The following is a 22566-nucleotide window of genomic DNA, read 5'->3' on the forward strand; positions in this document are numbered from 1 at the left end:
ATGCTGGTGCGCGAGGTCATGAGCGCCCCCGCCATCACGGTGCGCCGCACCGACCCGGTGCGGCACGCCATCCGGGTGCTGCACGGCAACAACATCACGGCGGCCCCCGTCGTGGACGACAACGACCGCCTGGTGGGCGTCGTCAGCGAGCTGGACCTGCTGCGCGGCGAGTTCGAGCCCGACCCGCGCGCCACCGAGCGCCGCCTGCCCTCTCCCGCCGAGCCGCCGCCGCGCCGCGTCCAGGAGGTCATGACCGGCGAGGCGGTCACCGTCACCGAGACCACCGACGTCACCAGCGCGATCGAGCTCATGGTGGGCAGGCGGATCAAGAGCCTGCCCGTCCTCCGGGGGGAGGCGATCGTGGGCATGGTCAGCCGCCGCGACCTCATGGCGATGCTGGCCCGCTCCGACGACGAGCTGCGCAAGGCGGTCGAGGCCGCGTTGCACGAGCAGTATCCCTTCGGCCCGCGCTGGACGGTCGCCGTGCGCAACGGCGTCGCCGAGCTGAGCGGGCCCCGCCACGAGCACGCGGACAAGATCGCCGACGTGCTCGCCCGCACCGTCCCCGGCATCGTCCGGGTCAGGCATCTGAGGTGATCGCCATGAGAATGACCGTCCAGGACGTCATGACCACCGACGTGGCCGCCGTCAACGAGAAGGCGTCCTTCCACGTCGTGGCCGAGCTGCTGATCAAGCGCGGCGTGAGCGGCGTGCCGGTGCTCGACGACGACAACCGCGTCAAGGGCGTGGTGTCCGAGGCCGACCTGCTGGCCAAGGAGGAGTTCAAGGCGCGCTACTACGGCGACGACTACCGGCCGCCGCTGCGGGCCCGCATCCGCCACAGCATGGGCAGCGAGGGCAGCGGCTACTACAAGGCGCTCGGCGAGACCGCCGGCGAGCTGATGACCTCGCCCGCGTTCGTCACCACCCCGGAGGTTCCGATCGTGCAGGCGGCCCGGCTCATGGACCGGCACGGCGTCAAGCGGCTGCCGGTCGTGGACGCCGGCGGCAGGCTGGTGGGCATCGTCAGCCGCCGCGACCTGATCAAGGTCTTCGTCCGCGCCGACCAGGACATCAAGGACATCGTGCTCGCCGGCATCCCGTCCAGCGTGATGTGGACCGACCCGGCCGGGATCGACGTCCAGGTCCGCGACGGCGTGGTGACCTTGAGCGGGGTCGTCAGCCGGCACACCGAGGCGATCGCGGCCGTGCGCATGACCGAGAGCGTCGACGGGGTCGTGGCGGTGCGCGACGAGCTGAGCTGGAAGCACGACGACGTCGCGAACATCCCCATCTGGGGTGGAGCATGACATGTCGCCCGCGGTGGTGCTCGACTCGCTCGGCCCGCTGATCGGCGCGCTGCGCGCGAGCGGCCACACCGTCGTCGGGCCCGTGGCCCGCGACGGCGTGATCCGCCTCACCGAACTGGTCCCCGGACCCGACGACGGGCCGACGGCGGGCCGGGCGGACGAGCAGGCCCCCGGCTCCTACCGGCTGCGCGACGACGGCCGCGGGCTGGTGTTCGGCCACGCCGCCGGGCCCGACTCGATCAAACGCTGGACGCACCCGCCACGCTCGGAGCTGTTCCGGATGCGCGGCGGCGTCGTCGAGAGGACCCCCGTCGAGGCGCCCAAGGTGGCGCTGCTCGGCGTGCGGGCCTGCGACCTGGCCGCGCTGGCCGTGCAGGACCGGGTGTTCCTCGGCGGGCGGCATCCCGACGAGGCCTACCGGGCGCGCCGCGAGGCCCTGTTCCTCGTCGCGGTGAACTGCGCCGTCCCCGGCGGGACCTGCTTCTGCGCCTCCCTGGGCACCGGCCCGCGGGTCACCTCCGGCCACGACGTCGTCCTCACCGAGCTGACCGGCCCGCACCGCTTCCTGGCCGAGCCGGGCGGCGAGCGCGGCGCCGCCCTGCTGGCCGGCCTGCCCTCCCGCCCGGCCACGGCGGCCGACCTGGAGGCCGCCCGCGAGGTCAGCGAGCGGGCCGCGCGCCGCATGGGCCGCCGCGTCGACCCGGACGGCGTCAAGGAGCGGCTGGCCGCCCGGCGCGACTCCCCCGTCTGGGACGAGATCGGCTCGCGCTGCCTGACCTGCGCCAACTGCACCATGGTCTGCCCGACGTGCTTCTGCGTCACCGTCGAGGACGGCACCGGCCTGGCCGACGGCACGGCCGTCCGCACCGAACGCTGGGACTCCTGCTTCGCGCTGGAGTTCACCGAGCTGGGCGGCGCGCCGGTGCGCTCCTCCGGCGGGGCCCGCTACCGGCAGTGGCTCAGCCACAAGTTCTCCACCTGGGCCGACCAGTTCGGCACCCTGGGCTGCGTCGGCTGCGGCCGCTGCGTCACCTGGTGCCCGGCCGGCATCGACCTCACCGAGGAGCTGGAGCGGCTGCGATGACCCCCGATCCGATCCAGGACATGGTTCCCGAGCCGTACCGGGTGCGGGCCCGCCGCCCGGACCGGGGCGAGGCGGTCACGCTGACGCTGGAGCCGGCCGGGGGCGGCGCGGCGCCGCCGTTCCGGCCCGGCCAGTTCACCATGATCTACGCCCCCGGCGTCGGCGAGATCCCCGTCTCCATCAGCGGGCGCGCCCGCCACGGCGGCTACCTGCAGACCGTCAGGGACGTCGGCGCGGTCAGCCACGCGCTGTGCCGGGCCGGCCGCGGCGACGTGGTGGGCGTGCGCGGGCCGTTCGGCACGTCCTGGGACCTGGCGGCGGCCGAGGGCATGGACGTGATCGTGGCGGCGGGCGGCCTCGGCCTGGCGCCGCTGCGGCCGGTGATCCGCGGCCTGCTCGCCGCCCGCGCCCGCTACCGGCGGATCGCCGTCCTCGTGGGCGCCCGCGACCCCGGCGGCCTCATCTACCCGCGCGAGCCGGCCCGCTGGGCGCGTCACTGCGACGTCCGGCTCACCGTGGACCGTCCTGACCGGACCTGGAGCGGGCACACGGGCCTGGTCACGACGCTGCTGGACACCGTCGGCCTCGCCCCGGAGCGCACGTACGCCTACGTGTGCGGGCCCGAGGTCATGATGCGCGCCACGGCCGGGGAGCTGCTGCGCCGCGGCGTGCCCGCCGGCCGGATCGCGCTGTCGCTGGAGCGCAACATGAAGTGCGGGATCGGCCGCTGCGGCCACTGCCAGCTCGGCCCCCTGTTCACCTGCTTGGACGGGCCGGTGCTGAGCTACGCCGAGGTCGCGGCGCTGCTGGAGGTGAGCGAGCTGTGACCGGGTCGAGGACGAAGGCGCCCAGGGTCGCCGTGTGGAAGTTCGCCTCCTGCGACGGCTGCCAGCTCACCCTGCTCGACTGCGAGGACGAGCTGCTCGCGCTCGCCGCCGAGGTGGACCTGGCCTACTTCCTGGAGGCCGGCAGCGCCCGCGGCCCGGGCCCGTACGACCTGTCGCTGGTCGAGGGGTCGATCACCACGCCCGCGGACGCGCGGCGGATCCGGCACGTGCGCCGGGTGTCGAGGAAGCTCGTGACCATCGGCGCGTGCGCGACCGCGGGCGGCGTGCAGGCGCTGCGCGACCTGGCCGGCGTGCGCGCGTTCGCCTCGCTGGTGTATCCGCGTCCTGACCACATCCGGGCGCTGGAGCGGTCGGCGCCGGTCTCGGCGTACGTGCCGGTGGACTTCGAGCTGCGCGGCTGCCCCATCGACAAGGGGCAGCTCCTGGAGGTCGTCGGCGCGTTCCTGGCCGGGCGGCGGCCGGTCGTGCCCCGGCACAGCGTGTGCGTGGAGTGCAAGGCGCGCGGCAACCCGTGCGTGCTGGTCGCGCGCGGCGTCGCGTGCCTCGGCCCGGTCACGCGGGCCGGGTGCGGGGCGCTCTGCCCGGCGTTCGGCCGCGGCTGCTTCGGCTGCTTCGGCCCGTCGGAGAGCCCGAACGCCGCCGCGCTCAACGCCCGCCTGCGCGCGGGCGGCCTGGACGACGACGAGCTGGCGCGCCTCTACCGGACCTTCAACGCCGGCGTGACGGGAGGCTGCGGTGACGCATAGGACGATCAGAGTGGGCGGCCTGACCAGGGTCGAGGGCGAGGGCGGGCTGCTGGTCCGGGCCCGCGGCGGCCGGGTCGCGGAGGTGCGGCTGGAAATCTACGAGCCGCCCCGCTTCTTCGAGGCGCTGCTGCGCGGCCGGTCCTGGACCGAGGCGCCCGACCTCACCGCCCGCGTCTGCGGGATCTGCCCGGTGGCGTACCAGATGAGCGCCTGCCAGGCGCTGGAGTCGCTCTGCGGGGTCACCGTGGACGGGCCGCTGCGCGACCTGCGGCTGCTGCTGTACTACGGCGAGTGGATCGAGTCGCACGCCCTGCACATCCACCTGCTGCACGCGCCCGACTTCCTCGGCTACCCCAGCGGCATCGCCATGGCGGCCGGGCACCGGGCGGAGGTGGAGCGTGGCCTCGCGCTGAAGAAGGCGGGCAACGAGCTGGTCGCGGCCGTCGGCGGGCGGGCCGTGCACCCGGTGAACGTGCGGGTCGGCGGCTTCTACCGGGCGCCCGGCCGGGCCGAGCTGGCGCCGGTCGCCGAGCGGCTGCGGCACGCCCTGGACGCGGCGCTGGAGACGGTGGCGTGGGTGAGCGGGTTCGACTTCCCCGACGTCGAGCATGACTACCGCTTCCTCGCGCTGCGCCACCCCGCCGAGTACGCCGTCCTGTCCGGCGAGGTGGCGGTGAGCGACGGGCCCGGCCTGCCGGTGCGGCGGTGGCCCGTGGAGGAGTGGCCCGGGCACGTGGCGGAGGAGCAGGTGCCGTACTCGACGGCGCTGCGCGCCCGGCTGGACGGCCGCCCCGGCTACCTCACCGGGCCGCTGGCCCGCTACGCGCTGAACGCCGGCCGGTTGTCGCCGGCGGCGGCGCGGGCGGCGGCCGAGGCGGGGCTCGGGCCGGTGTGCCGCAACCCGTACCGGACGATCGTGGTGCGGGCCGTGGAGACCGTGCACGCCTGCGAGGAGGCGCTGCGGCTGCTCGCCGCCTACACCCCGCCCGACCCGCCCGCGCTGCCCGTCGAGCCCCGCGCCGGCGTGGGTCACGGCGCGTCGGAGGCGCCGCGCGGCACGCTCTACCACCGCTACCGGGTGGACGAGGCGGGGCTGATCACCGAGGCCGCGATCGTCCCGCCGACCGCGCAGAACCAGGCCCGCATCGAGGACGACCTGCGCGCGCTCGTCGAGCCCCGCCTGGACCTGCCGGCGGAGCGGCTGGCCGCGCTGTGCGAGGCCGCCGTGCGCAACCACGACCCGTGCATCTCCTGCTCGGCCCACTTCCTCGACCTGCGGGTGTCCCATGAGTGAGCCGCCTCTGCAGGGTCCGGGCGCAGCCGGGCCGGTCGTCGTGGGGCTCGGCAGCGACCTGCGCGGCGACGACGGGGCCGGGCCCGCCGCCGCCCGGCTGCTGCGCGGGCTCGGCGTGGCCGCGCTGGAGAACGACGGCGACCCGGCCGAGCTGATCGAGGCGTGGACCGGCGCGGGGACGGCCGTGGTGATCGACGCGGCGCGCTCGGGCGAGCCGCCGGGGACCGTGCGCCGCTACCGGCACGTCCCCGGCTCCGGCGGCGGGCCGGGGCCGCGTTCCGGCTCCCACGCGCTGTCGCTGGGCGACGCGGTGGAGCTGGGGCGGGCGCTGGGGCGGCTGCCCGGGGAGCTGGTGGTGTACACGGTGGAGGGTGAGCGTTTCGGCGTGGGCGACGGGCTGTCGGAGCCGGTGCGGCAGGCGGTCGGCGCGCTGGCCCGCACGATCGCCCGCGACCTCCGCCCCTGACCGGTCCCTCCGCTGCCGCCCGGTCAGGCGGGTTCGGGGAGCCAGGAGCCGTGGAAGCCGGTCGGGACGGCGCGGGGCAGCTCGACCGCCGCCACCGGGCCGCCCTCCACGCGGGCGGCGTCCAGCACCAGCAGCCGGGAGGCCGAGCCGTCGCGGCGGGTGGCGACGGCCAGCAGCCAGCCGTCGTCCTCCCCGCGCGGCCCGCCGGTGGCGGGCGCGAAGACCGCCTCGCCGAGCACGGTGTCGGCGTCCAGCTCGTAGGCGGCGGCGCGGGCCCCGGCGGCGGTGTCGTACTTGACGATCGCGCACCGCTCGCGGCTGCCCGGCTCGCCCCCGGTGACGGTGTAGAGGTAGCGGGAGCGCCGGCCGGTCAGGTCGTCGTCGATGGTGGGGAACTCCACCGACCGGTCGTCGAGCCGCTGCCCGGTGGCCGTCCCCGTGGCCGGGTCGAGGGTCCAGCGGTGCAGGTGGGAGCGTCCGGCGAGGGCGGCGGCCGACGGCGCGAAGCCGCGCGCGGCGTCGGCGCGGGACAGCAGCGTCCACAGGGCGGTCCACTCGGCGGCGCTGTAGCGGACCGCGTCCAGGACGACGCGGCCGCTCTCGTCCTCGTGGGCGTTGCCGACGTGGAAGATCCAGCAGGGCTCGATCTCGAACCAGGTGACCTCCGCGCCGGGCCGGTCGTGACGCATCAGGCCGAGCCGCGCGCCGTGGGAGTCGTCCCAGCCGTACGGCATGCCCTGGGCGGCGAGGGCGGGCTGGAACGTCATGGGCAGGTCCAGCCAGACGACGTGGTGCTCGGTGATCGCGAAGTCGTGCATCATCGTGCCCGCCCGCACCGGCACCTCGCGGCTGTGGACCAGCTCGCCCTTGGCGTCGAGGCGGTGGTAGGTGAGCAGCGGCGGGACGAAGCCGTAACCGAAGAAGTGCAGCTCGCCGGTGCCGGGGTCGCGTTTGGGGTGGGCGGTCATGGCGGTGGTGAGGCGCCCGCCGAAGTCGCACGGGCCGACGGTGGCCAGGCCGGGCGTCACCTCGTACGGCAGGCCCACCTCGACCAGGGCGTAGACGTGGCCGGCGTGGCCGATCACGTGGGTGTTGGCCGAGGTGGCGGCGCGGTCGAGGCGGCCGTCGGGGGTGACGAACGGGCGGCCGTGGAAGGCGCCGGTGCGCACCCACCGGTTGCGGTACCACTCGGCGCGCCCGCCGCGCAGCCGCACGCCGTGCAGCATGCCGTGGCCGGCCTGGAGGATCCCGCTGCGCTCGCCCGGCAGCGGGTTGGGGCCGTTGCGGAGGTAGCGGCCGTCCAGCTCGGGCGGCAGGGCGCCGGTGACGGGCAGGCCGGCGGCGTCGATCTCGTCGGGGACGGCTCTGAGGTGGCCGGGCAGCTCGTAGCGTGCGACGGTCTCCGGATCGATCACGGGACCCCTCCTGCGGGCGGGGCGGCGTCTGGACACGCCGCCGCAGCCACCAGAGTGAGCCCTCCGTGACCCGCTGTCACCCGCTTTCCGGCATGATCTTGGTGCGGTATCGTCGGCGTCCCCCCTTGGGAAGGACTCCTGGTGTTCCGTGTCCTGGCCGTGCTGGCGGCCGTCGCGCCGGCCGTGCTGGCGTCGGTGCTGCCCGGCGAGAGCTGCGGGTACTTCGGCTACGCGACGCCGGAGCCGTCCGCGCTCGCCGTGCTCGTCCACTCCGTCTCGGCGTGGGCCGCCCGCCTGCTGCCCGTGGTGCTGGCGTCGGCGTGGCTGTGGCTGCCGCGCCGTTTCCCGGTGCTGGGCGCGGCGGCGTCGGGCGTGGTGCTGCTGCTCGGCGGGGTGACCTTCGTGGTGCCGTACACGTCGGTGTGCGGGACCACCCGGGGGGTGTGGGTCACGGTCGTGACGGCGGCGGTCGCGACGGCCGCCTGCGTGCTGGCCCGCCGCGACGCCGCGCCGCGCCCGATCCCGCCCGCGGTGGCGGCGGCCTGGACGGCCGTGCTGGCGCTCGTGTGCGGCCGGTACGTGTCCTACCTGCTGACGCGGGACGACGCGGACGCCGCCGGCTGCTTCGCCGACCTGAAGGGCGCGTGGGCGCTGTGGTGGATGCGCCTGGACGACGCGGAGGCGTACGGCCTGTGGGTGGGCGTGGCGGCGCTCGGCTGCGTCCTCGTCACCGGGTGGGCGGCACGGGCGGCCGCCGTGGCGCTGCTGGTGCCCGCCCTGTACGTCCCGGCCGCGACGCTCCTGTCGGGCGTGTCGCCCGGCTGCTCCGGCCTGCCGGCGCTGGTGGTGTGGCCCTACGTGGCGGCGGCGGCCGTCGGGGTGCTCACCGGGACGCGCCGGGCCGTCAGCTGAGCCGCGCCCCGGCGACGTCGGGGACGTGCGTCTCGACGCGCGGCGGGCGGCGGTAGCCGGTGGAGGCCGGGCGCTCGGGGATCTCCAGCGGCGTGCGCTGCACCTCGTGGTACGGGATCGACGACAGCAGGTGGGAGATCATGTTGATGCGGGCCCGCCGCTTGTCCTCGGACTCCACGTCGTACCAGGGCGCCTCGGGGATGTGGGTGTGCACCATCATCTCGTCCTTGGCGCGCGAGTACTCCTCCCACCGGGTGATCGACTCCAGGTCCATCGCCGACAGCTTCCAGCGCCGCATCGGGTCCTCCAGCCGGGCCCGGAAGCGCCGTTCCTGCTCGGCGTCGCTCACCGAGAACCAGTACTTGCGCAGCAGGATGCCCTCCTCCACCAGCAGCCGCTCGAAGATCGGGCACTGGTGCAGGAACCGGGTGTACTCCTCCTGCGTGCAGAAGCCCATCACCCGCTCGACCCCGGCCCGGTTGTACCAGCTCCGGTCGAACAGCACGATCTCGCCGGCGGCCGGCAGGTGGGCGACGTAGCGCTGGAAGTACCACTGCGTGCGCTCCCGCTCGGTCGGGGCGGGCAGGGCCGCGATCCTCGCCACGCGCGGGTTGAGGTACTCGGCCACCCTCTTGATCGTGCTGCCCTTCCCGGCCGCGTCGCGGCCCTCGAAGATCACCACGACCCGCCGGCCCTCGGCCCTCACCCACTCCTGCAGCTTCACCAGCTCCGCCTGGAGGCGGAACAGCTCCTTCTCGTACGGCTTGCGCTTCAGCCTGCGGGCCTTCCCATCGGTGCTCATCCTGGCAGCCAACCGCCTACCCGCCCGCGGGGGCAAGCGTCAGCGGACCACCGCGACGGCGCACCTGGCGTGGTGCAACACGCCGCGGCTGACCGAGCCGAGCAGCGCCGAGCCCATCGCGCCGCGCCCGTGCGAGCCGACCACGACCAGGTCGGCCTGCGCGCCGGCCGCCGTCAGGGCGTCCACCGGGTGCCCGGCGGGCGTGTCCTCGATGACCTCGACCCGCGGGTACTCCTTGCGCAGCGACTCCACCGCGCCGGCCACGAGCCGGTGCTGGGCGGTGCGGACCTCGTCCATGTCGTACGGGATCTCCGGCGCGAACGCGTGCACCGGAAGCTGCCAGGCGTGCACCGCCCGCAGCTTCGCGCCGCGCAGCGCCGCCTGGCGGAAGGCGTAGCCGAGCGCGGGCAGGCAGTCGGCGGAGTCGTCCACGCCGGCCACGATCTCGCCGCAGACGGGCTGCCGCTGCGTGCGCACCACGACCACGGGGCACCTGACGTGCCCGGCCACGTGCATGCTGACCGAGCCGAGCAGCGCCCCGGCGAACCCGCCGAGCCCGCGGCTGCCGACGACGACCTCGGTCGCGTCCTCGGCCTGCTCGCGCAGCACGGCGGCGGGCGTGCCCTCCACGTCGCGGGTGCTCACCTCGACGTGCGGCTGCCGCTCGCGCACCAGGGCCACCGCCTCGTCCAGGATCCTGCGACCCTCGCGCAGCAGCGCGTCGGGCAGCGCCGGGGTGGGGAAGCGACCGATCTGGTACGGGGCGCGGTCCACCGCGTGCACGATCCGCAGCGGCACGCGCATCCGCAGCGCGTCGCCGGCCGCCCATTCCACGGCGGCGCGCGCGGCCACCGATCCGTCGACGCCCACAACAATCATGGCTTCCTCCTTTGCCGTACTCCTAGATGACCTCCTGCGCCGCGGCCGGGTGCAGGGCCGGAGGTCCCCCGGGGCCGGGTCCAACGGCCCATGGCTGGGCGGGGCGGGCGCGGGTAGCGTCCAGGCATGGCTGCCAACGACGCGACCCTCGACCTCGGCGGACTGCGCGCGGTCGTCTTCGACACCGACGGCGTGGTCACCGACACCGCCCGCGTGCACGCGGCGGCGTGGAAGCACGTCTTCGACGGCTTCCTGCGCGCCCGGGGCGGCGCGCCGTTCGACGTGCGCGCCGACTACCTGGCCCACGTGGACGGGCGGCCCCGGCTGGACGGCGTGCGCACGTTCCTCGCCTCGCGCGGCATCACCCTGCCGGAGGGCGGCCCCGGCGACGAGCCGGGCCGCGCGACGGTGTGGGGCATCGGCCTGGCCAAGGACGCGTTGTTCGTCAGGGAGATCGAGGAGCACGGCGTGGCCGCGTTCCCCTCGACCGTGGCGCTGCTGCACGAGCTGCGGCGGCGCGGCTGCCGCACGGCGGTGGTGTCGGCGAGCCGGCACTGCCGCGCCGTGGTGGCCGCGGCGGGCCTGCTGCACCTGTTCGACGCGCTCGTGGACGGCAACGACGCGGCCCGGCTGGGGCTGCCGGGCAAGCCGGACCCGGCGCTGTTCCTGGAGGCGGCCCGCCGCCTGGAGCTGCCGCCCGCCGAGGTGGCGATCGTGGAGGACGCGCTGCCGGGCGTGGAGGCCGGCCGCCGGGGCGGGTTCGGCACGGTGCTGGCCGTGGACCGGAGCGGCACCCAGGCCGCCGCGATGCGCGCGGCCGGGGCGGACGCCGTGGTCGGCGACCTGGCCGAGGCGGCCGTGGCGGGGCGCGTGCCGGTGGGCCGGCGATGACCGCCTGGACCCTCGCCTACGAGGGCTTCGACCCGGGCGGCGAGGGGCTGCGCGAGGCGCTGTGCACGCTGGGCAACGGCAGGTTCGCCACGCGGGGGGCGACGCCGGACGGGCGGCTGCGCACGCCCGGCACGTACGTGGCCGGCTGCTACGACCGCCTCGACTCGGTCGTGGCCGGGCGTACCGTCACCAACGAGGACATCGTCAACCTGCCGGACTGGCTGCCGCTGACGTTCGCCACGCCCGACTCCGGCTGGTTCGAGCCGGAGCGCGCGGAGCTGCCCCGCTACCGGCACGAGCTGGACATGCGGCGCGGCGTGCTGCTGCGCGAGCTGCGCTGGCGCGACCCGGCGGGCCGGCTCACGCTGGTGCGCCAGCGCAGGGTGGTGTCGATGGCCGACCCGTACCTGGCGGCGCTGGAGTCGACGTTCACGGCCGAGAACTGGTCCGGCCCGCTGCGGGTGCGCGCCACGCTGGACGGCCGGGTCGCCAACGACGGCGTGGCCCGCTACCGCGACCTGCGCGGCGACCACCTGACCTGCCACGACACCGGCACGCAGGACGACCTGGCGTGGCTGAGCGCCGTCACCCGGTCCTCGCGCATCACGGTCGCGCTGGCCGGCCGGATCGACGCGCCCGAGGGCGCGCAGCGGTGGCCGGCCGAGCGGGAGCCCGGCCGGATCTCCTCCGAGCACGTGCTGGAGCTGGCCGAGGGCGTGCCGGTGACGCTGACGAAGACGGTGGCGCTGACCACCTCGCGCGACCACGCCGTGCACGACGCCCGCTCGGCGGCGCTGCGGCACGTGCGCCGCGCGCCGGCCTTCGCCGGCCTGCTGGCCAGGCACGCGGCCGCGTGGGAGCGGCTGTGGCACCGCGCCCGGCTGGACGTGGACGGCCCCGAGCTGTCGCAGCTCGTGCACCTGCACATCTTCCACCTGCTGCAGACGTTGTCGCCGCACACCGCCGACCTGGACGCCGGGGTGCCCGCCCGCGGGCTGCACGGCGAGGCGTACCGGGGGCACGTGTTCTGGGACGAGCTGTTCGTGCTGCCCTGGCTCAGCCTGCGCTTCCCGGAGATCTCCCGCGGCCTGCTGCGCTACCGGTGGCGGCGGCTGCCCGAGGCGCGCGACGCCGCCGCGGCGGCCGGGCTCGCCGGCGCGATGTTCCCGTGGCAGAGCGGCAGCGACGGCCGCGAGGAGACGCAGACCGTGCACCTCAACCCGGCCTCCGGCCGCTGGCTGCCCGACCACTCCCGGCTGCAGCGGCACGTCGGCCTGGCCATCGCCTACAACGTGTGGCAGCACTACCTGGCCACCGGCTCGATGCCGTCGTGGTGCGCCGAGCTGCTGCTGGAGATCGCCCGCTGCTTCGCCTCGATGGCGGTGCGGCACGGCGACCGGTACGAGATCCGCGGCGTGATGGGCCCCGACGAGTACCACGAGAGCTACCCGGGCGCCGCCACGCCCGGCCTGGACAACAACGCCTACACCAACGTCATGACCGCCTGGCTGCTGATGCGCGCTCACGAGACCGTCCACCTGGTGCCCGAGCTGGCTCCGGACGCGGCCGAGCTGAAGCGCTGGGACGACATCAGCCGCCGCCTGCGGGTCGACTTCCACGACGGCGTCATCAGTCAGTTCACCGGCTACGGCGACCTGGAGGAGCTGGACTGGGAGCGCTACGGGGGCGTGCGCCGCCTGGACCGGGCGCTGGAGGCCGCCGGCGACGACGTCAACCGCTACAAGGCCTCCAAGCAGGCCGACACGCTCATGCTGTTCTACCTGCTGACCGCCGAGGAGCTGACCGGCCTGCTGGACCGGCTCGGCTGTCCCGCCAAGCCGGACCTGATCCCCCGCACGATCGCCTACTACCTGGAGCGCACCAGCCATGGCTCGACGCTGAGCGCGGTGGTGCACGCCTGGGTGCTGGCCCGCTCGGACCGGGCGCGTTCCTGGCGCTTCTTCACCGAGGCGCTCCACAGCGACGTCAGGGACGTGCAGGGCGGCACCACCGCCGAGGGCATCCACCTGGGCGCCATGGGCGGCACGCTGGACCTGCTGCAACGCTGTTACCTGGGGCTGGAGCTGCGCCGGGACGGGCTGCGGCTGGACCCGCTGCTGCCCGACCGGCTCGGCCTGCTGTCCCTGCCGATCCGCTTCCGCGAGCGGCAGGTCTTCATCGACGCCGACCACCGGGAGGCCCGCATCAACGGCAGCCCGCGGCGCTCCTACCGACGGGGGGAACCCATCATGACCGGAACCGGTGATCTCGGCCGGCGCCTCATCCACCACCGCGAACGGCTCGGCCTGACCCGCGACCAGGTCGCCGAGCGCGCCGAGATGTCGCCCGGCTACCTCAAGTACCTGGAGGAGAACGCCGACACGCCGGACACGGGGGCGCTGTACCGGCTGGCCGACGCCCTCGGCACCACCACCGACGAGTTGCTCGGCGGCGGGCGCGACCGGCCTCCCGGGCACGGCCCGGCCAGGGCGCACCCGTCGCTGGAGGTGCTGGACGAGGAGGAGTGCCGGCGGCTGATCCAGCCGGGCGGGATCGGGCGGGTGGCCTTCAGCGGCTCCCACGGGCCGACGGTGCTGCCGGTCAACTACAAGGTGCACGAGGGCGCGGTGGTCTTCCGCACCGCCTACGGCGGCCCGCTGGACCGGGACCTGCGCAGCGGGGTGGCCGGCGTCGACATCAAGATCGCCTTCGAGGTGGACCGCATCGACGAGGCCGCCCGGGAGGGGTGGAGCGTGCTGGTGCAGGGGGCCGCGCACCACGTCCCTGAGGAGGAGGCGGCGGCCGTGACGGGCGCGGGGGTGACGCCGTGGGCGGGCGGCGAGCGCCACCTGTACGTGCGGATCGTCCCGCAGCAGATCACCGGGCGCCGCATCCACGGCATGTAGCGCGGGCGCGGTCAGCGGCGGGCCGCCGACCTGATGCCGGCCTCCGGCCGCGGCCAGGGCCTCGACCGGGCCGCCGCCGCGCAGGCCGGGCACGCAGACGACCTCGCCGCCGCCGGCGTCCAGGGCGGCGAGGGAGGCCGCCACCACCGCGTCCACGGGCATGCCCGTGGCGTCCGGGGCGGGCGCGTCGTCGGGCACCGGCTCCTCGCCCCTCGTCAGGTGGAACTCGGTGACGGTCAGCCCCGGGCACAGCACCTGCACCCGCAGCGGGCCGCCGGCCAGTTCGGCGGCCAGCGTGCGGGTGAAGGTGACGACGTAGCCCTTGGTCCCGGCGTACACGGCCCGCTCCGGCAGGGGGCGCGGCGGCAGCGAGGCGGCGAAGGCGAGCTGGGAGGCCACGTTGACCACGACGCCCCGGCCCCGCTCCAGCATCGCCGGGACGGCGGCCCTGGTCAGGGCGGTGAGCGCGACGACGTTGAGCCCGAGGACCCTGCTCATGAGACCCGGGTCGAGCTGGGCGAAAGGGCCGTAGCCGTTGATGCCCGCGTTGTTGACCAGGAAGTCCGCCTCCGCGGCCCGCTCCGCCACCCTGGCCAGGTCCGCGGGGTCCGCCAGGTCGGCGGTCAGCGGCTCGGCGGACGTGCCGTGCTCGGCCCGCAGCCGCCGGGCCAGCTCGTTCAGCCGGTGCGCCCGCCTGGCCACCAGCACCGTGTCCCAGCCGCGGGCGCTCAGCCGGGCCGCGTACTCCGCCCCGATGCCCGACGACGCCCCTGTCACCAGGGCCGTGCCCCGTTCGTTCCGCATGCTCGGCACCGTGCCCCGCCGGGCCGCGCTCAGTCGCGGCCGTAGTGCCCGGCGACGGCGGCGAACGCCTCCTTCGGCTCCCAGGGCAGCTCGGGGTAGGTGGTGCCGCGGCCGTGCTCCAGGACCTTGACGATGCCGTAGCTGGCGAGGTCGAGGTCGTCGCGCGGGTCGCCGTCCGGGCGGTGCACGTGGTCGTAGAGCGCGAGGACGAACACGAACGCGCTGTCCACGCCCGCGGCGTCGAAGACCTCCAGCAGCTCGCGCACGTACGCGGCCTGGCCCGGCTCGTCCCGCTCGTACGCGGCCCGCAGCCGCACCGGCCCGTGCTCGCCGTACTCGACGGCGTCCAGGCCGGTCGCGCCGAGGTCGCCGGCGCCCCGGTAGCCGGCGCTGCCGAACTCGGTGATCGCGACCGGCTTGCCGGCCTGCGCCACCAGCGCGCGCACGCCCTCCTCGAAGCGGTCCGCGACCTCGGCCGAGCGGTAGAGGTCGACCGAGACGAGGTCGAACGGCGTCCAGTCCACGCGTTCGAGCTGGATGGAGGCGTAGGTGACCCGGCCGCCGAACCGCTCGCGGACGACCCGCGCCGCCCGGCCGAGGAAGTCGTTGACCCGGGCGCTCAGCCCGGCGATCCGCTCGGGCAGCCCTTCGGGCCGCAGCAGCCCGTCGAGCCGCTGCCGGAGGTCGGCGCCGGGCAGGAAACCGGGGGCCATGAGGCTCAGCTCGGCCCCGGTGACGAGGACGACCTCCGCGCCGCGCCGCCTGATGCGCTCGGCGCGCTCCGCGCAGTCGGCGAACAGCGCCAGCATCTCCTCGGCGGTCTGCTCCAGCGGGTAGGGCGAGAACCACACCTCCAGGCCGAGCTCGGCGGCGCAGGACGCGGCGAACTCCAGCCGGTCGGGGTCGCCGCCGATCACCCGTACGGCGGTGCAGTGCAGGTCGTCGCGGATGATCCGCAGCTCGCGGCGGACCACGTCGGGGTCGAACTCCTTGCGGGAGAACTGCCCCTTGTGCAGGAAGCCGGTCTCGTAGCTGATGCCTCTGGCACGCACTGTCTCACGCTCCTTCTTAGGGTACGGCGAGTACCGTAACGCGCGAGCGGGCAGCGCACAACCCCGATGCGCTAAGGTACGGTCGTGAGCGAATCGACGAGCAGGCCACGGCGCAGGGGCGCCGCGCTGGAGGAGGCCATCCTGCGCGCCGCCGCCGACGAGCTGGCCGAGTCCGGCTACGCCGGGCTGACGATGGACCGCGTCGCCGCCCGCGCCGGCACCAACAAGAACGCCCTCTACCGCCGCTGGCCCAACCGCCTCGCGCTGGGCATCGCCGCCTACCGCCTGCTGACCGAGGCCGTCCGGCCGCCCGACACGGGCGACCTGCGCGAGGACGTCCTGGAGATGCTGCGCCGGGCCAACCGCCACTGGAGCTCACCGCTCGGGGGCATCCTGCGCGAGCTGATCGGGGCGGCCGGCGGCGCGGCGGAGCTGCTGTCACAGCTGCCCGAGCAGGCCACCGACAGCACGGCCGCCACCTGGCTGACCATCCTGGGGCGCGCGGTCGCCCGCGGCGAGGCCGCCCCGGAGGCGCTGCACCCGCGCGTCGCCACCGTGGCCGTGGTGCTGCTGCGCAACGAGTTCGTGGTGCGCGGCGTCCCTACCGCGCCCGACGACGTGCTGGTCGAGATCGTCGACGAGGTGTTCCTGCCGCTGGTGCGGCAGCGCGGCGCGCCGGCCGCGTCATGAGATCTCCAGCACGATGGTCGTGCCGTGCGCGTCGGAGTGCAGCAGGAAGCTCTCCACGTTGTTCCTGGCCAGCCAGAGCCCCCGGCCCCTGGGATGGTCCGGCGGCGGCAGCCGCGGCTCGGCCGCGCCGCCCGGCCCGTGGTCGAGGACGCGGCAGCAGAGCCGCCGGCCCTGCTCCCACAGCCGCAGGTGGCCCCGGCCGCCGCCGTGCCGCACCGCGTTGGTGGTGATCTCGTTGACCGCCACGACGAAGCGGTACAGGGTCAGGTCGGCCAGGCCCCACAGCCGGCACACGCGCTCGACCTCGTGCCGCACCTTGACCAGCGTGTGCCGGTCGAACTCGCAGGCCAGCAGGGCCGCGGCGGCCGGCTGCCGGTCAGGGGTGCGCGGCCCGCTCATCGCGCCTCGCCGGGGCCCAGCGGGCGGGCGGCCAGGACGCACGTGTCGTCGTCGGGATTGGCGTCGCGGAGCTGGCCCAGCAGGTCCGCCAGCGGGCGGGGGGACGGCTCCGCGGTGATGCGGTCCAGGACGGCCAGCACGGAGGCGAGCCCTTCGTCGAGATGGCGGCCGCGATGCTCGACCAGGCCGTCGGTGTAGAGGAGCAGCACGTCACCCAGGCGCAGGTGGGTGACGCCGGTCGGGTAGTCGGCCGCGGGGAAGGCGCCGAGCAGCGGCCCGCCCGGCCCGTCGAGCTCGGCGGTGACCCCCGCCCGGGCCAGCAGCGGCGGGGGGTGCCCGGCCCGGGCCCACACCAGGCGGCCGGTGGCCGGCTCGTAGCGGGCGATCACGGCGGTGGCCGTCACCGGCACCTGGCTGCGCGGCGGGCGGGTGACCTCGCCCGCGAGCAGCAGCCGGTTGAGCGCGAGGAGCAGCCGGCCGGGGTCGTCGGTGGTGGTGGCGGCCAGCGCGGCCAGGGCGTGGCGGAGCTGGGCCATGGCGGCGGCCGACTCGATGCCGTGCCCGGCCACGTCGCCGACGGCGAGCAGCACGCCGCCGTCGCCCGTCGGGGCGGCGTGGTACCAGTCGCCGCCGACCCTGCTGGCCTGCTCGGCGGGCAGGTAGCGGATCGCGACCCGCAGGCCGGGCAGGTCGATGGGCTCGCGCGGCACGGGCAGCACGATCTGCTGGAGCCGCCCGGCCAGCTCGTGCTCGGCGGCGAGGCTGCGCTGGTGCTGGCGGAGCTGCTCCTCGACCTCGCTGAGCCGGCGGCGGCTGGTCTCGGGACCGGTGACGTCCTGGACGATGCCGTACACCTTGACCGGCACGCCCGCGCTGTCGCGCACCGCGTCCACGATCGTGCGCACGTGCTTGACCCGGCCCCCGACCTGGATGCGGAAGGTCACGTCCACCGCCTCGCCGCGGCCGAACGCCTCGGCGGCCTGCCGCCGCACCGGCAGGTCGTCGGGCAGGACCAGCGCCTCGGTCTCCTCCCGCGGCAGCGGGCCCTGCGACGGGTCGCGCTCGTAGATCTGGTAGAGCCCCTCCGACCAGGCGGACTGGCCGGTGATCAGGTCCCATTCGGCCCAGCCGAGGTTGCCGAGGCGTTCGGTGTGGGCGATGCGCTCGGCCAGGCGGGTCTCCTCGTCGTGCCGGACCCAGCTCTGCAGCAGCCCGCCGCCCACCGGCCACACCTTGACGGTGAGCGGGATCTCGGCGGGCGCGCGCTCGGCGGGGCTGACGTAGGGGACCGGGCCGACCTCGCGGGGCAGGCCGTCGCGCAGGGTCCGGCGCCAGGCGTCCCAGATCGGCCCGCCCACGACCTCGGGGTAGACCTCGCTCATCCGGCGGCCCAGCAGCTCAGGGCCGCTGCGTCCGGACAGGTCCACCACGGACGGGCTGACCGCGGCGAAGACGTAGTCGGCGACCTGCCCGGCGGTGTCGTACTGGGGCAGGAGCAGGATGTAGCGGTCGGGCAGGACGGCGAGGACCTGCCGCACGGCCTCGATCCACGCCTGCCGGGCCGGCGTCGGGCCGGGCAGCGGCGGCGTGGGCCGGCGGGCGCGTCCCGGCTGCAGCGGCAGGGCGGCCGCCACCGTGTCGGCCAGCGCCGACTCCCCGCCCGGGGGCAGCCGCTCCAGCGCCGTCAGCAGCTCCGCGGCCACCTCGTGGGCCGGCCGTCCCCGCTCGGCCGCCAGCCGCACCAGATAGGCGTGGGCCTCCCCCACCCGGCAGCCGGCCCGCCCGGCCAGCAGCCCGCTCGCCCGCGCCAGCACCACCTCCGGGTGGGCGCGGGCGCGGGCGATGCTGGCGTCCAGGTCCGCCAGCCGACTGCGGTAGCCCTCCAGCGGGTCCATCATTCGAGGCCGAACGCCGTCAGCAGTCCTGTCGTGCGCAGTTGGTCGAGCATCCGGCGGGTCGGGTTCTCGACCCGGAAGTCCGCCTGCGCGGCCAGCGCGACCCGCATGGCGTCGACCAGCACGCCGATGCCCGTGGAGTCGATGAACGTGACCTCGGCCAGATCGACCCGGACGTGGCGGGGGCGGCGCTCGGCGACCGCGTCCGTGACGAGCTTGTGGATCTCGGCCGAGTTCGTGAAGTCGATCTCGCCGCGCAGCGTCACGCGCAGCACACCGGCCTCGTCCATGTCGATCGACGCCTCATGCATGGGCGCTTACCCCCTCCAATACCGTTCGAGACATTGAAACCGGCATGAACGCCACGACGTATCGAATCGCGACTCTGCGTCTCACACGGGTTGCACTAGGCGTATTGTTCCGCAACCTCAGGGCTCTGTCAGGGGGACGGCTCATCGGAGGTCCGAGTGGCGTTCTGGACGGCGTGCTGGACGGCGTCCGTGACGGCCTCCCGGACGGTGACCGGCGCGGCGCGGGCCGTCCAGCGGCCGTCCTCGCTGCGGGCGATTCTGACGGGGTGGCCGAAGCAGGCGCTGACCAGCTCGGTGGTGAGCACGCCGCCCACCGGGCCCGAGGCCAGGCAGCGGCCCTCGCGCAGCAGCAGGGCGTGCGTGGTGGTGGCCGGCAACTCCTCCAGGTGGTGGGTGACCAGGACGGTGGCCAGCGACGGATGCCGGTGCCGCAGCGCGTCGATGCTGGCCAGGAGCTGCTCGCGGGCGGCGAGGTCGAGACCGGTGGCGGGCTCGTCGAGCAGCAGCAGGCGGGGGCGCGGCATGAGCGCGCGGGCGATCAGGGCGCGCCCCCGCTCGCCCTGCGACAGCGTGGCCCAGGACGCCCCGGCGCGCCCGCTCATGCCGAGCAGGGCGAGCAGCCGGTCGGCGCGCTCCGCCTCCTCCGGCGTGGGCGCCCAGCGGGGCACGAGCGCGGCGGTGTTGGTCAGGCCGGTCAGGACGACCTCGCGGGCCTCCAGCGGGCCGTCGGGCGCGTGGCGGGGGTTGACGTGCCCGAGGTAGGTGCGCAGCTCGCGCACGTCGACCCGGCCGAGGGTGCGCCCGAGCACCTGGACGAGGCCGCGCGTGGGGTGGTTGACCGCGCCGAGCAGGCCGAGCAGCGTGCTCTTGCCCGCGCCGTTGGCGCCGAGCAGCGCCCAGTGCTCGCCGGCGCCGACGGTGAGGGAGATCCCGCTCAGCAGGTGGCGGCCCGCGCGGACGAAGTCCACGCCCTCCGCCCGCAGCACGGGCCCGCCGTCCACGGGACTGGAGACCACGGGACTGGAGACCACGGGACTGGAGACCACGGGACTGGAGGCCGTGGGACTGGAGGCCGTGGGACTGGAGGCCGTGGGACCGGCGTCCGCAGGGCCGGAGGCCGCGGGACCCGCGCGCTCCGGGTCGCGTCGCGATGCCGTCAGCTCGCTCATCTGCGCCCTTTCCTCGAAGGTGCGGAACACCCTAGCGCAGACCTCAGACGTCTGATGAGTGAGCGGGGCGGCTCAGTCGGGCAGGCGCAGCACCAGCATGGCCACGTCGTCGTCGTTGTCGGCGGGCCGCACCCCCGCCAGCAACTGGTCGCAGAACGTCTCCAGCGGCCGGTGCGCGAGCGCGGCCGCGTACCGGCGCAGCTTGGCCAGCCCCTCGTCCAGGAGCCGGGCCGGCGACTCGATCAGCCCGTCGGTGTAGAGCAGCAGCGTGCAGCCGGGCGGCAGCTCGACGGCGGCGTCCGGCCGCCGCGTCCGCAGGCCGGTGCCCAGCAGCAGGCCGTGCCCGGCCTCCAGGAACCGGCTCTGCCCGTCGTGCTCCACCAGCAGCGGCGGCGGATGGCCGGCGTTGGTCCAGCGCAGCAGCCAGCGGCCGGCGCCGGTGGGCTCCAGCCGGGCGAAGACGGCCGTGGCCATGACGGGCTGCGCCATGCGCGTCACGGCCTGGTCGAGCCGGTCGACGATCACGTGCGGCGGGTCGTCCTGGGCGTAGGCGTAGGCGCGCAGCATGTTGCAGATCTGGGCCATGCCGGCCGCCGCGTCGAGGTCGTGGCCGACGACGTCGCCGATCACGAGGGCGGTCGCGCCGCCGGGCAGGGCGAAGGCGTCGTACCAGTCGCCGCCGACCTGGGAGGCGCGGGGCGCGGGCCGGTAGGTGGCGCTCATCCGCAGGCCGGGCGGCGAGGGCAGTTGCGGGAGCAGGTGGCGCTGCATGGTCTCGGCGACGCGCCGCTGCCGCTCGTACAGGCGGGCGTTGTCCAGCGCGAGGCCCGCCCGGCGGGCGATGTCCTCCACCAGCAGCAGGTCGGCCGGGGTGAACGCGTCTGCCCGCTCGGCGCGCCCGAGGGTCAGCGCCCCGATCACGTCGCGGACGCCGCGGATCGGCGCGATGCTCGCCGAGTGCATGCCGGTCACCTGGAACAGCTCCCGCTGGACCACGGCGATGCCGGAGTCGGGGCGCCCCCGGTAGGTCTCGGGGCCGGCCAGCGTCGCGGTCACGCCGCGCAGCGCTCGCGACAGCGGCATCGGCGAGGTCTCCGGGACGGGCGGCATGGGGCCCTCCAGCTCCTCGCGGCGGACCGGCAGGCCGCCCTCGTGGTGGACGACGACCTCCCGCGTCACCCCGCCCCCCTCGGCGAGCAGGTCGACCACCGCCCAGTCGGCCATGAGCGGCACCACGAGCCGGACGAGCTGACGCAGGATCTCCTCCACGTCGAGCGTCGAGGTGAGCGTGGTGGTGGTCTCGGCGAGCAGGGCCAGCCGGTCCAGCTCCGACATCGGCGCCTCGGCCCCGGCCGGCCGCCCGCCGCCGCCGCCCAGCGGGGCCGGGTCGACCTCGTGGAAGAGCACCAGCGCGCCCCGCTGGGCGGGGGCGAGCTCGCAGGGCGCGATCGTCCACGCGATCGGCAGCAGCGAGCCGTCGCCGCGCTCGAACCACCCGAGGTCGCCGTGCAGGGTGCGCCCGGCGAGGAACGCCTGCTTCATCAGGCACCGGATGCGCGGCAGCGGCTCGCCGTGGCTGCCACGATGCAGCAGGTCGTGGGCGTCGCGGCCGAGCAGCTCGGCGGCGCCGCGGCCGACCAGGCGCTCGGCCTGGGCGTTGACCTCGACGATGCGTCCCCGGTCGTCCACGACGTACGCGCCGGCGTCGATCAGCTCGGGCAGGGCCCACGCCCGCCCGCCCTGCCCCCGCGCGCCGTCGCCGCCGCCGCTCATGTCCGGTCCCTCCGATCCGCTTCCTGCTGCCTTACCCGGGCCACCCCTGGGCCTCACCCTCGGCCTCCTCACGGTGACGCAGCGTCGCCGCCCCTCCGCCGGAGCAGTACGTAACCGGCCAGGGCCGGGAAGAACAACAGCCGGGCGGGCTCCCGCAGGATCTCGCCGAGAGTGAGCCAGTGCAGCAGGCCGGCGTCCACCTCGATGCCCCAGCCGCCGGTGAGGCGGACGGCGAGAACCGTCACCGTGGAGATCACCAGGTAGTCCATGAGCAGCGTCACCGCCCTCCGCCAGGCCGGCGTCGCGGGGCGGGGCGCGGCGGGCCGCTCGCCCTGCCCGGTGGCGAGCAGCACCAGCAGCGCCGCCGCCAGGAGCGCCAGCTCCCGGCCGCCCCACACCTCGGCCACCGTCCCGAACCAGGCCGGGCTGAGCAGGCGCAGCGGCGGGTCGCACGGGCCGTCGCCGGACCACACCGGGGTGACGGGCCCGGCCACCGCGATCAGCGTCAGGACCGCCGCCGCCCACCGGCCCGCCCGGGGCGAGCCCCGCAGCGCGAACGCGGCGAGCACCGCGACGGCGGGGACGCCCCACGTCGTCGTCCAGGAGGTGAGGGTGTGCAGGTCGCCGCGCAGCGGGCCGAACGGCGAGGTGTCCGCGAAGCCGGCGAACGAGAGGACACAGCTGTAGGCCAGCGGCTCGCCGTCGGGGGTGCCGAGGCGGGTGCTCCAGTCGTCCCAGGTGGGGTACGCCGCGGCGGCCAGGGCGGCGACCGGGAGGAGGAGGGCTGATCGACGCAAGGGGGACTCCTTCCGCGCCGGAGCCTATCGGCGATCACGCCTCCACGGGGCCGCTGTGCCGCTACGAGGCGACGGACGGGACGCGGGCCCGCGGCGGGGCTCCCTCCCGGGGGTGGGCGGTGG

The 22566-nt window shown here is 75.6% G+C and carries 22 protein-coding genes and 1 pseudogene; 12 read left to right on the plus strand and 11 right to left on the minus strand.

The window, feature by feature from the left end; all coding sequences use genetic code 11:
• The 7 genes from MF672_RS19260 to MF672_RS19290 are packed head-to-tail and all read left to right on the plus strand — an operon-like array spanning window position 1 to window position 5748.
• On the plus strand, window positions 1–597 hold the full coding sequence (locus MF672_RS19260; protein ID WP_242376593.1) for a CBS domain-containing protein: 597 nt from the start codon (window positions 1–3) through the stop codon (window positions 595–597).
• A gap of 5 nt (window positions 598–602) precedes the next feature.
• Window positions 603–1310, plus strand: a complete 708-nt coding sequence (locus tag MF672_RS19265) for a CBS domain-containing protein (RefSeq protein ID WP_242376594.1) — start codon at window positions 603–605, stop codon at window positions 1308–1310.
• Between the two features lies 1 nt (window position 1311).
• On the plus strand, window positions 1312–2394 hold the full coding sequence (locus tag MF672_RS19270; protein ID WP_242376595.1) for a 4Fe-4S dicluster domain-containing protein: 1083 nt from the start codon (window positions 1312–1314) through the stop codon (window positions 2392–2394).
• The gene (locus MF672_RS19275; protein WP_242376596.1) at window positions 2391–3221 is read left to right on the plus strand and encodes an FAD/NAD(P)-binding protein; all 831 of its coding nucleotides are present in this window, start codon (window positions 2391–2393) and stop codon (window positions 3219–3221) included. The genes MF672_RS19270 and MF672_RS19275 overlap by 4 nt, the downstream gene beginning before the upstream one ends.
• Window positions 3218–3988, plus strand: a complete 771-nt coding sequence (locus tag MF672_RS19280; RefSeq protein ID WP_242376597.1) for an NADH-quinone oxidoreductase subunit B family protein — start codon at window positions 3218–3220, stop codon at window positions 3986–3988. Before MF672_RS19275 ends, MF672_RS19280 begins: the two co-directional genes overlap by 4 nt.
• Window positions 3978–5282, plus strand: coding sequence for a Ni/Fe hydrogenase subunit alpha (locus MF672_RS19285; RefSeq protein WP_242376598.1), 1305 nt, complete (start codon window positions 3978–3980; stop codon window positions 5280–5282). Before MF672_RS19280 ends, MF672_RS19285 begins: the two co-directional genes overlap by 11 nt.
• Entirely contained in the window at window positions 5275–5748 is a 474-nt protein-coding gene (locus MF672_RS19290) for a hydrogenase maturation protease (protein ID WP_242376599.1), read from the plus strand. Before MF672_RS19285 ends, MF672_RS19290 begins: the two co-directional genes overlap by 8 nt.
• Window positions 5749–5771: 23 nt before the next feature.
• On the opposite strand, the gene MF672_RS19295 is transcribed toward MF672_RS19290, so the two are convergent.
• A complete protein-coding gene (locus tag MF672_RS19295) occupies window positions 5772–7163 on the minus strand; it encodes a carotenoid oxygenase family protein (RefSeq protein ID WP_242376600.1) in 1392 nt (463 codons plus the stop codon).
• A gap of 141 nt (window positions 7164–7304) precedes the next feature.
• On the opposite strand from MF672_RS19295, the gene MF672_RS19300 reads away from it, so the two are divergent.
• On the plus strand, window positions 7305–8075 hold the full coding sequence (locus tag MF672_RS19300) for a hypothetical protein (RefSeq protein WP_242376601.1): 771 nt from the start codon (window positions 7305–7307) through the stop codon (window positions 8073–8075).
• Here the strand turns inward: MF672_RS19300 and ppk2 are convergent.
• Window positions 8068–8877 carry a polyphosphate kinase 2 gene (ppk2, locus tag MF672_RS19305; protein ID WP_242376602.1) on the minus strand — a complete coding sequence of 270 codons (810 nt, stop codon included), beginning with the start codon at window positions 8875–8877 and terminating at the stop codon, window positions 8068–8070. The genes MF672_RS19300 and ppk2 overlap by 8 nt on opposite strands.
• A 39-nt stretch (window positions 8878–8916) precedes the next feature.
• Complete coding sequence (locus MF672_RS19310) at window positions 8917–9756, minus strand: universal stress protein (RefSeq protein WP_242376603.1); 840 nt, start codon at window positions 9754–9756, stop codon at window positions 8917–8919.
• Window positions 9757–9882: 126 nt separating this feature from the next.
• Between MF672_RS19310 and MF672_RS19315 the strand changes: the two genes are divergently transcribed.
• From MF672_RS19315 to MF672_RS19330, 3 genes are all read left to right on the plus strand, one after another.
• The gene (locus MF672_RS19315) at window positions 9883–10647 is read left to right on the plus strand and encodes an HAD family hydrolase (protein ID WP_242376604.1); all 765 of its coding nucleotides are present in this window, start codon (window positions 9883–9885) and stop codon (window positions 10645–10647) included.
• A complete protein-coding gene (locus MF672_RS19320) occupies window positions 10644–13553 on the plus strand; it encodes a pyridoxamine 5'-phosphate oxidase family protein (RefSeq protein ID WP_308210503.1) in 2910 nt (969 codons plus the stop codon). Before MF672_RS19315 ends, MF672_RS19320 begins: the two co-directional genes overlap by 4 nt.
• 160 nt (window positions 13554–13713) lie before the next feature.
• Complete coding sequence (locus MF672_RS19330) at window positions 13714–13872, plus strand: hypothetical protein (RefSeq protein ID WP_247815317.1); 159 nt, start codon at window positions 13714–13716, stop codon at window positions 13870–13872.
• On the opposite strand, the pseudogene MF672_RS52185 reads toward MF672_RS19330, so the two are convergent.
• Window positions 13833–14357 (minus strand): annotated as a pseudogene (locus MF672_RS52185) (SDR family NAD(P)-dependent oxidoreductase); the annotation flags it as partial. The gene MF672_RS19330 and the pseudogene MF672_RS52185 sit on opposite strands and share 40 nt — an antisense overlap.
• Before the next feature lie 29 nt (window positions 14358–14386).
• On the minus strand, window positions 14387–15409 hold the full coding sequence (locus tag MF672_RS19335) for a glycoside hydrolase family 113 protein (protein ID WP_242376606.1): 1023 nt from the start codon (window positions 15407–15409) through the stop codon (window positions 14387–14389).
• A gap of 84 nt (window positions 15410–15493) precedes the next feature.
• On the opposite strand from MF672_RS19335, the gene MF672_RS19340 reads away from it, so the two are divergent.
• On the plus strand, window positions 15494–16099 hold the full coding sequence (locus MF672_RS19340; protein ID WP_242376607.1) for a TetR/AcrR family transcriptional regulator: 606 nt from the start codon (window positions 15494–15496) through the stop codon (window positions 16097–16099).
• On the opposite strand, the gene MF672_RS19345 is transcribed toward MF672_RS19340, so the two are convergent.
• The 6 genes from MF672_RS19345 to MF672_RS19370 form a co-directional block, all read right to left on the minus strand.
• Window positions 16094–16498 (minus strand): ATP-binding protein, encoded by a 405-nt coding sequence (locus tag MF672_RS19345; RefSeq protein ID WP_242376608.1) that lies wholly within the window; start codon window positions 16496–16498, stop codon window positions 16094–16096. The genes MF672_RS19340 and MF672_RS19345 overlap by 6 nt on opposite strands.
• Window positions 16495–18393, minus strand: coding sequence for a SpoIIE family protein phosphatase (locus MF672_RS19350; protein ID WP_242376609.1), 1899 nt, complete (start codon window positions 18391–18393; stop codon window positions 16495–16497). Before MF672_RS19350 ends, MF672_RS19345 begins: the two co-directional genes overlap by 4 nt.
• On the minus strand, window positions 18393–18704 hold the full coding sequence (locus MF672_RS19355; protein WP_242376610.1) for an STAS domain-containing protein: 312 nt from the start codon (window positions 18702–18704) through the stop codon (window positions 18393–18395). The genes MF672_RS19350 and MF672_RS19355 overlap by 1 nt, the downstream gene beginning before the upstream one ends.
• A gap of 128 nt (window positions 18705–18832) precedes the next feature.
• Window positions 18833–19720 (minus strand): ABC transporter ATP-binding protein, encoded by an 888-nt coding sequence (locus MF672_RS19360; protein ID WP_242376611.1) that lies wholly within the window; start codon window positions 19718–19720, stop codon window positions 18833–18835.
• 225 nt (window positions 19721–19945) lie between these two features.
• Entirely contained in the window at window positions 19946–21646 is a 1701-nt protein-coding gene (locus tag MF672_RS19365) for a SpoIIE family protein phosphatase (protein ID WP_242376612.1), read from the minus strand.
• A 68-nt stretch (window positions 21647–21714) separates the two neighbouring features.
• Window positions 21715–22443: a hypothetical protein gene (locus tag MF672_RS19370; protein WP_242376613.1), complete on the minus strand. Its 729-nt coding sequence runs from the start codon at window positions 22441–22443 to the stop codon at window positions 21715–21717.
• Between the last annotated feature and the right edge of the window lie 123 nt (window positions 22444–22566).

It is taken from the genome of Actinomadura luzonensis, from assembly GCF_022664455.2.
Classification (GTDB): domain Bacteria; phylum Actinomycetota; class Actinomycetes; order Streptosporangiales; family Streptosporangiaceae; genus Nonomuraea; species Nonomuraea luzonensis.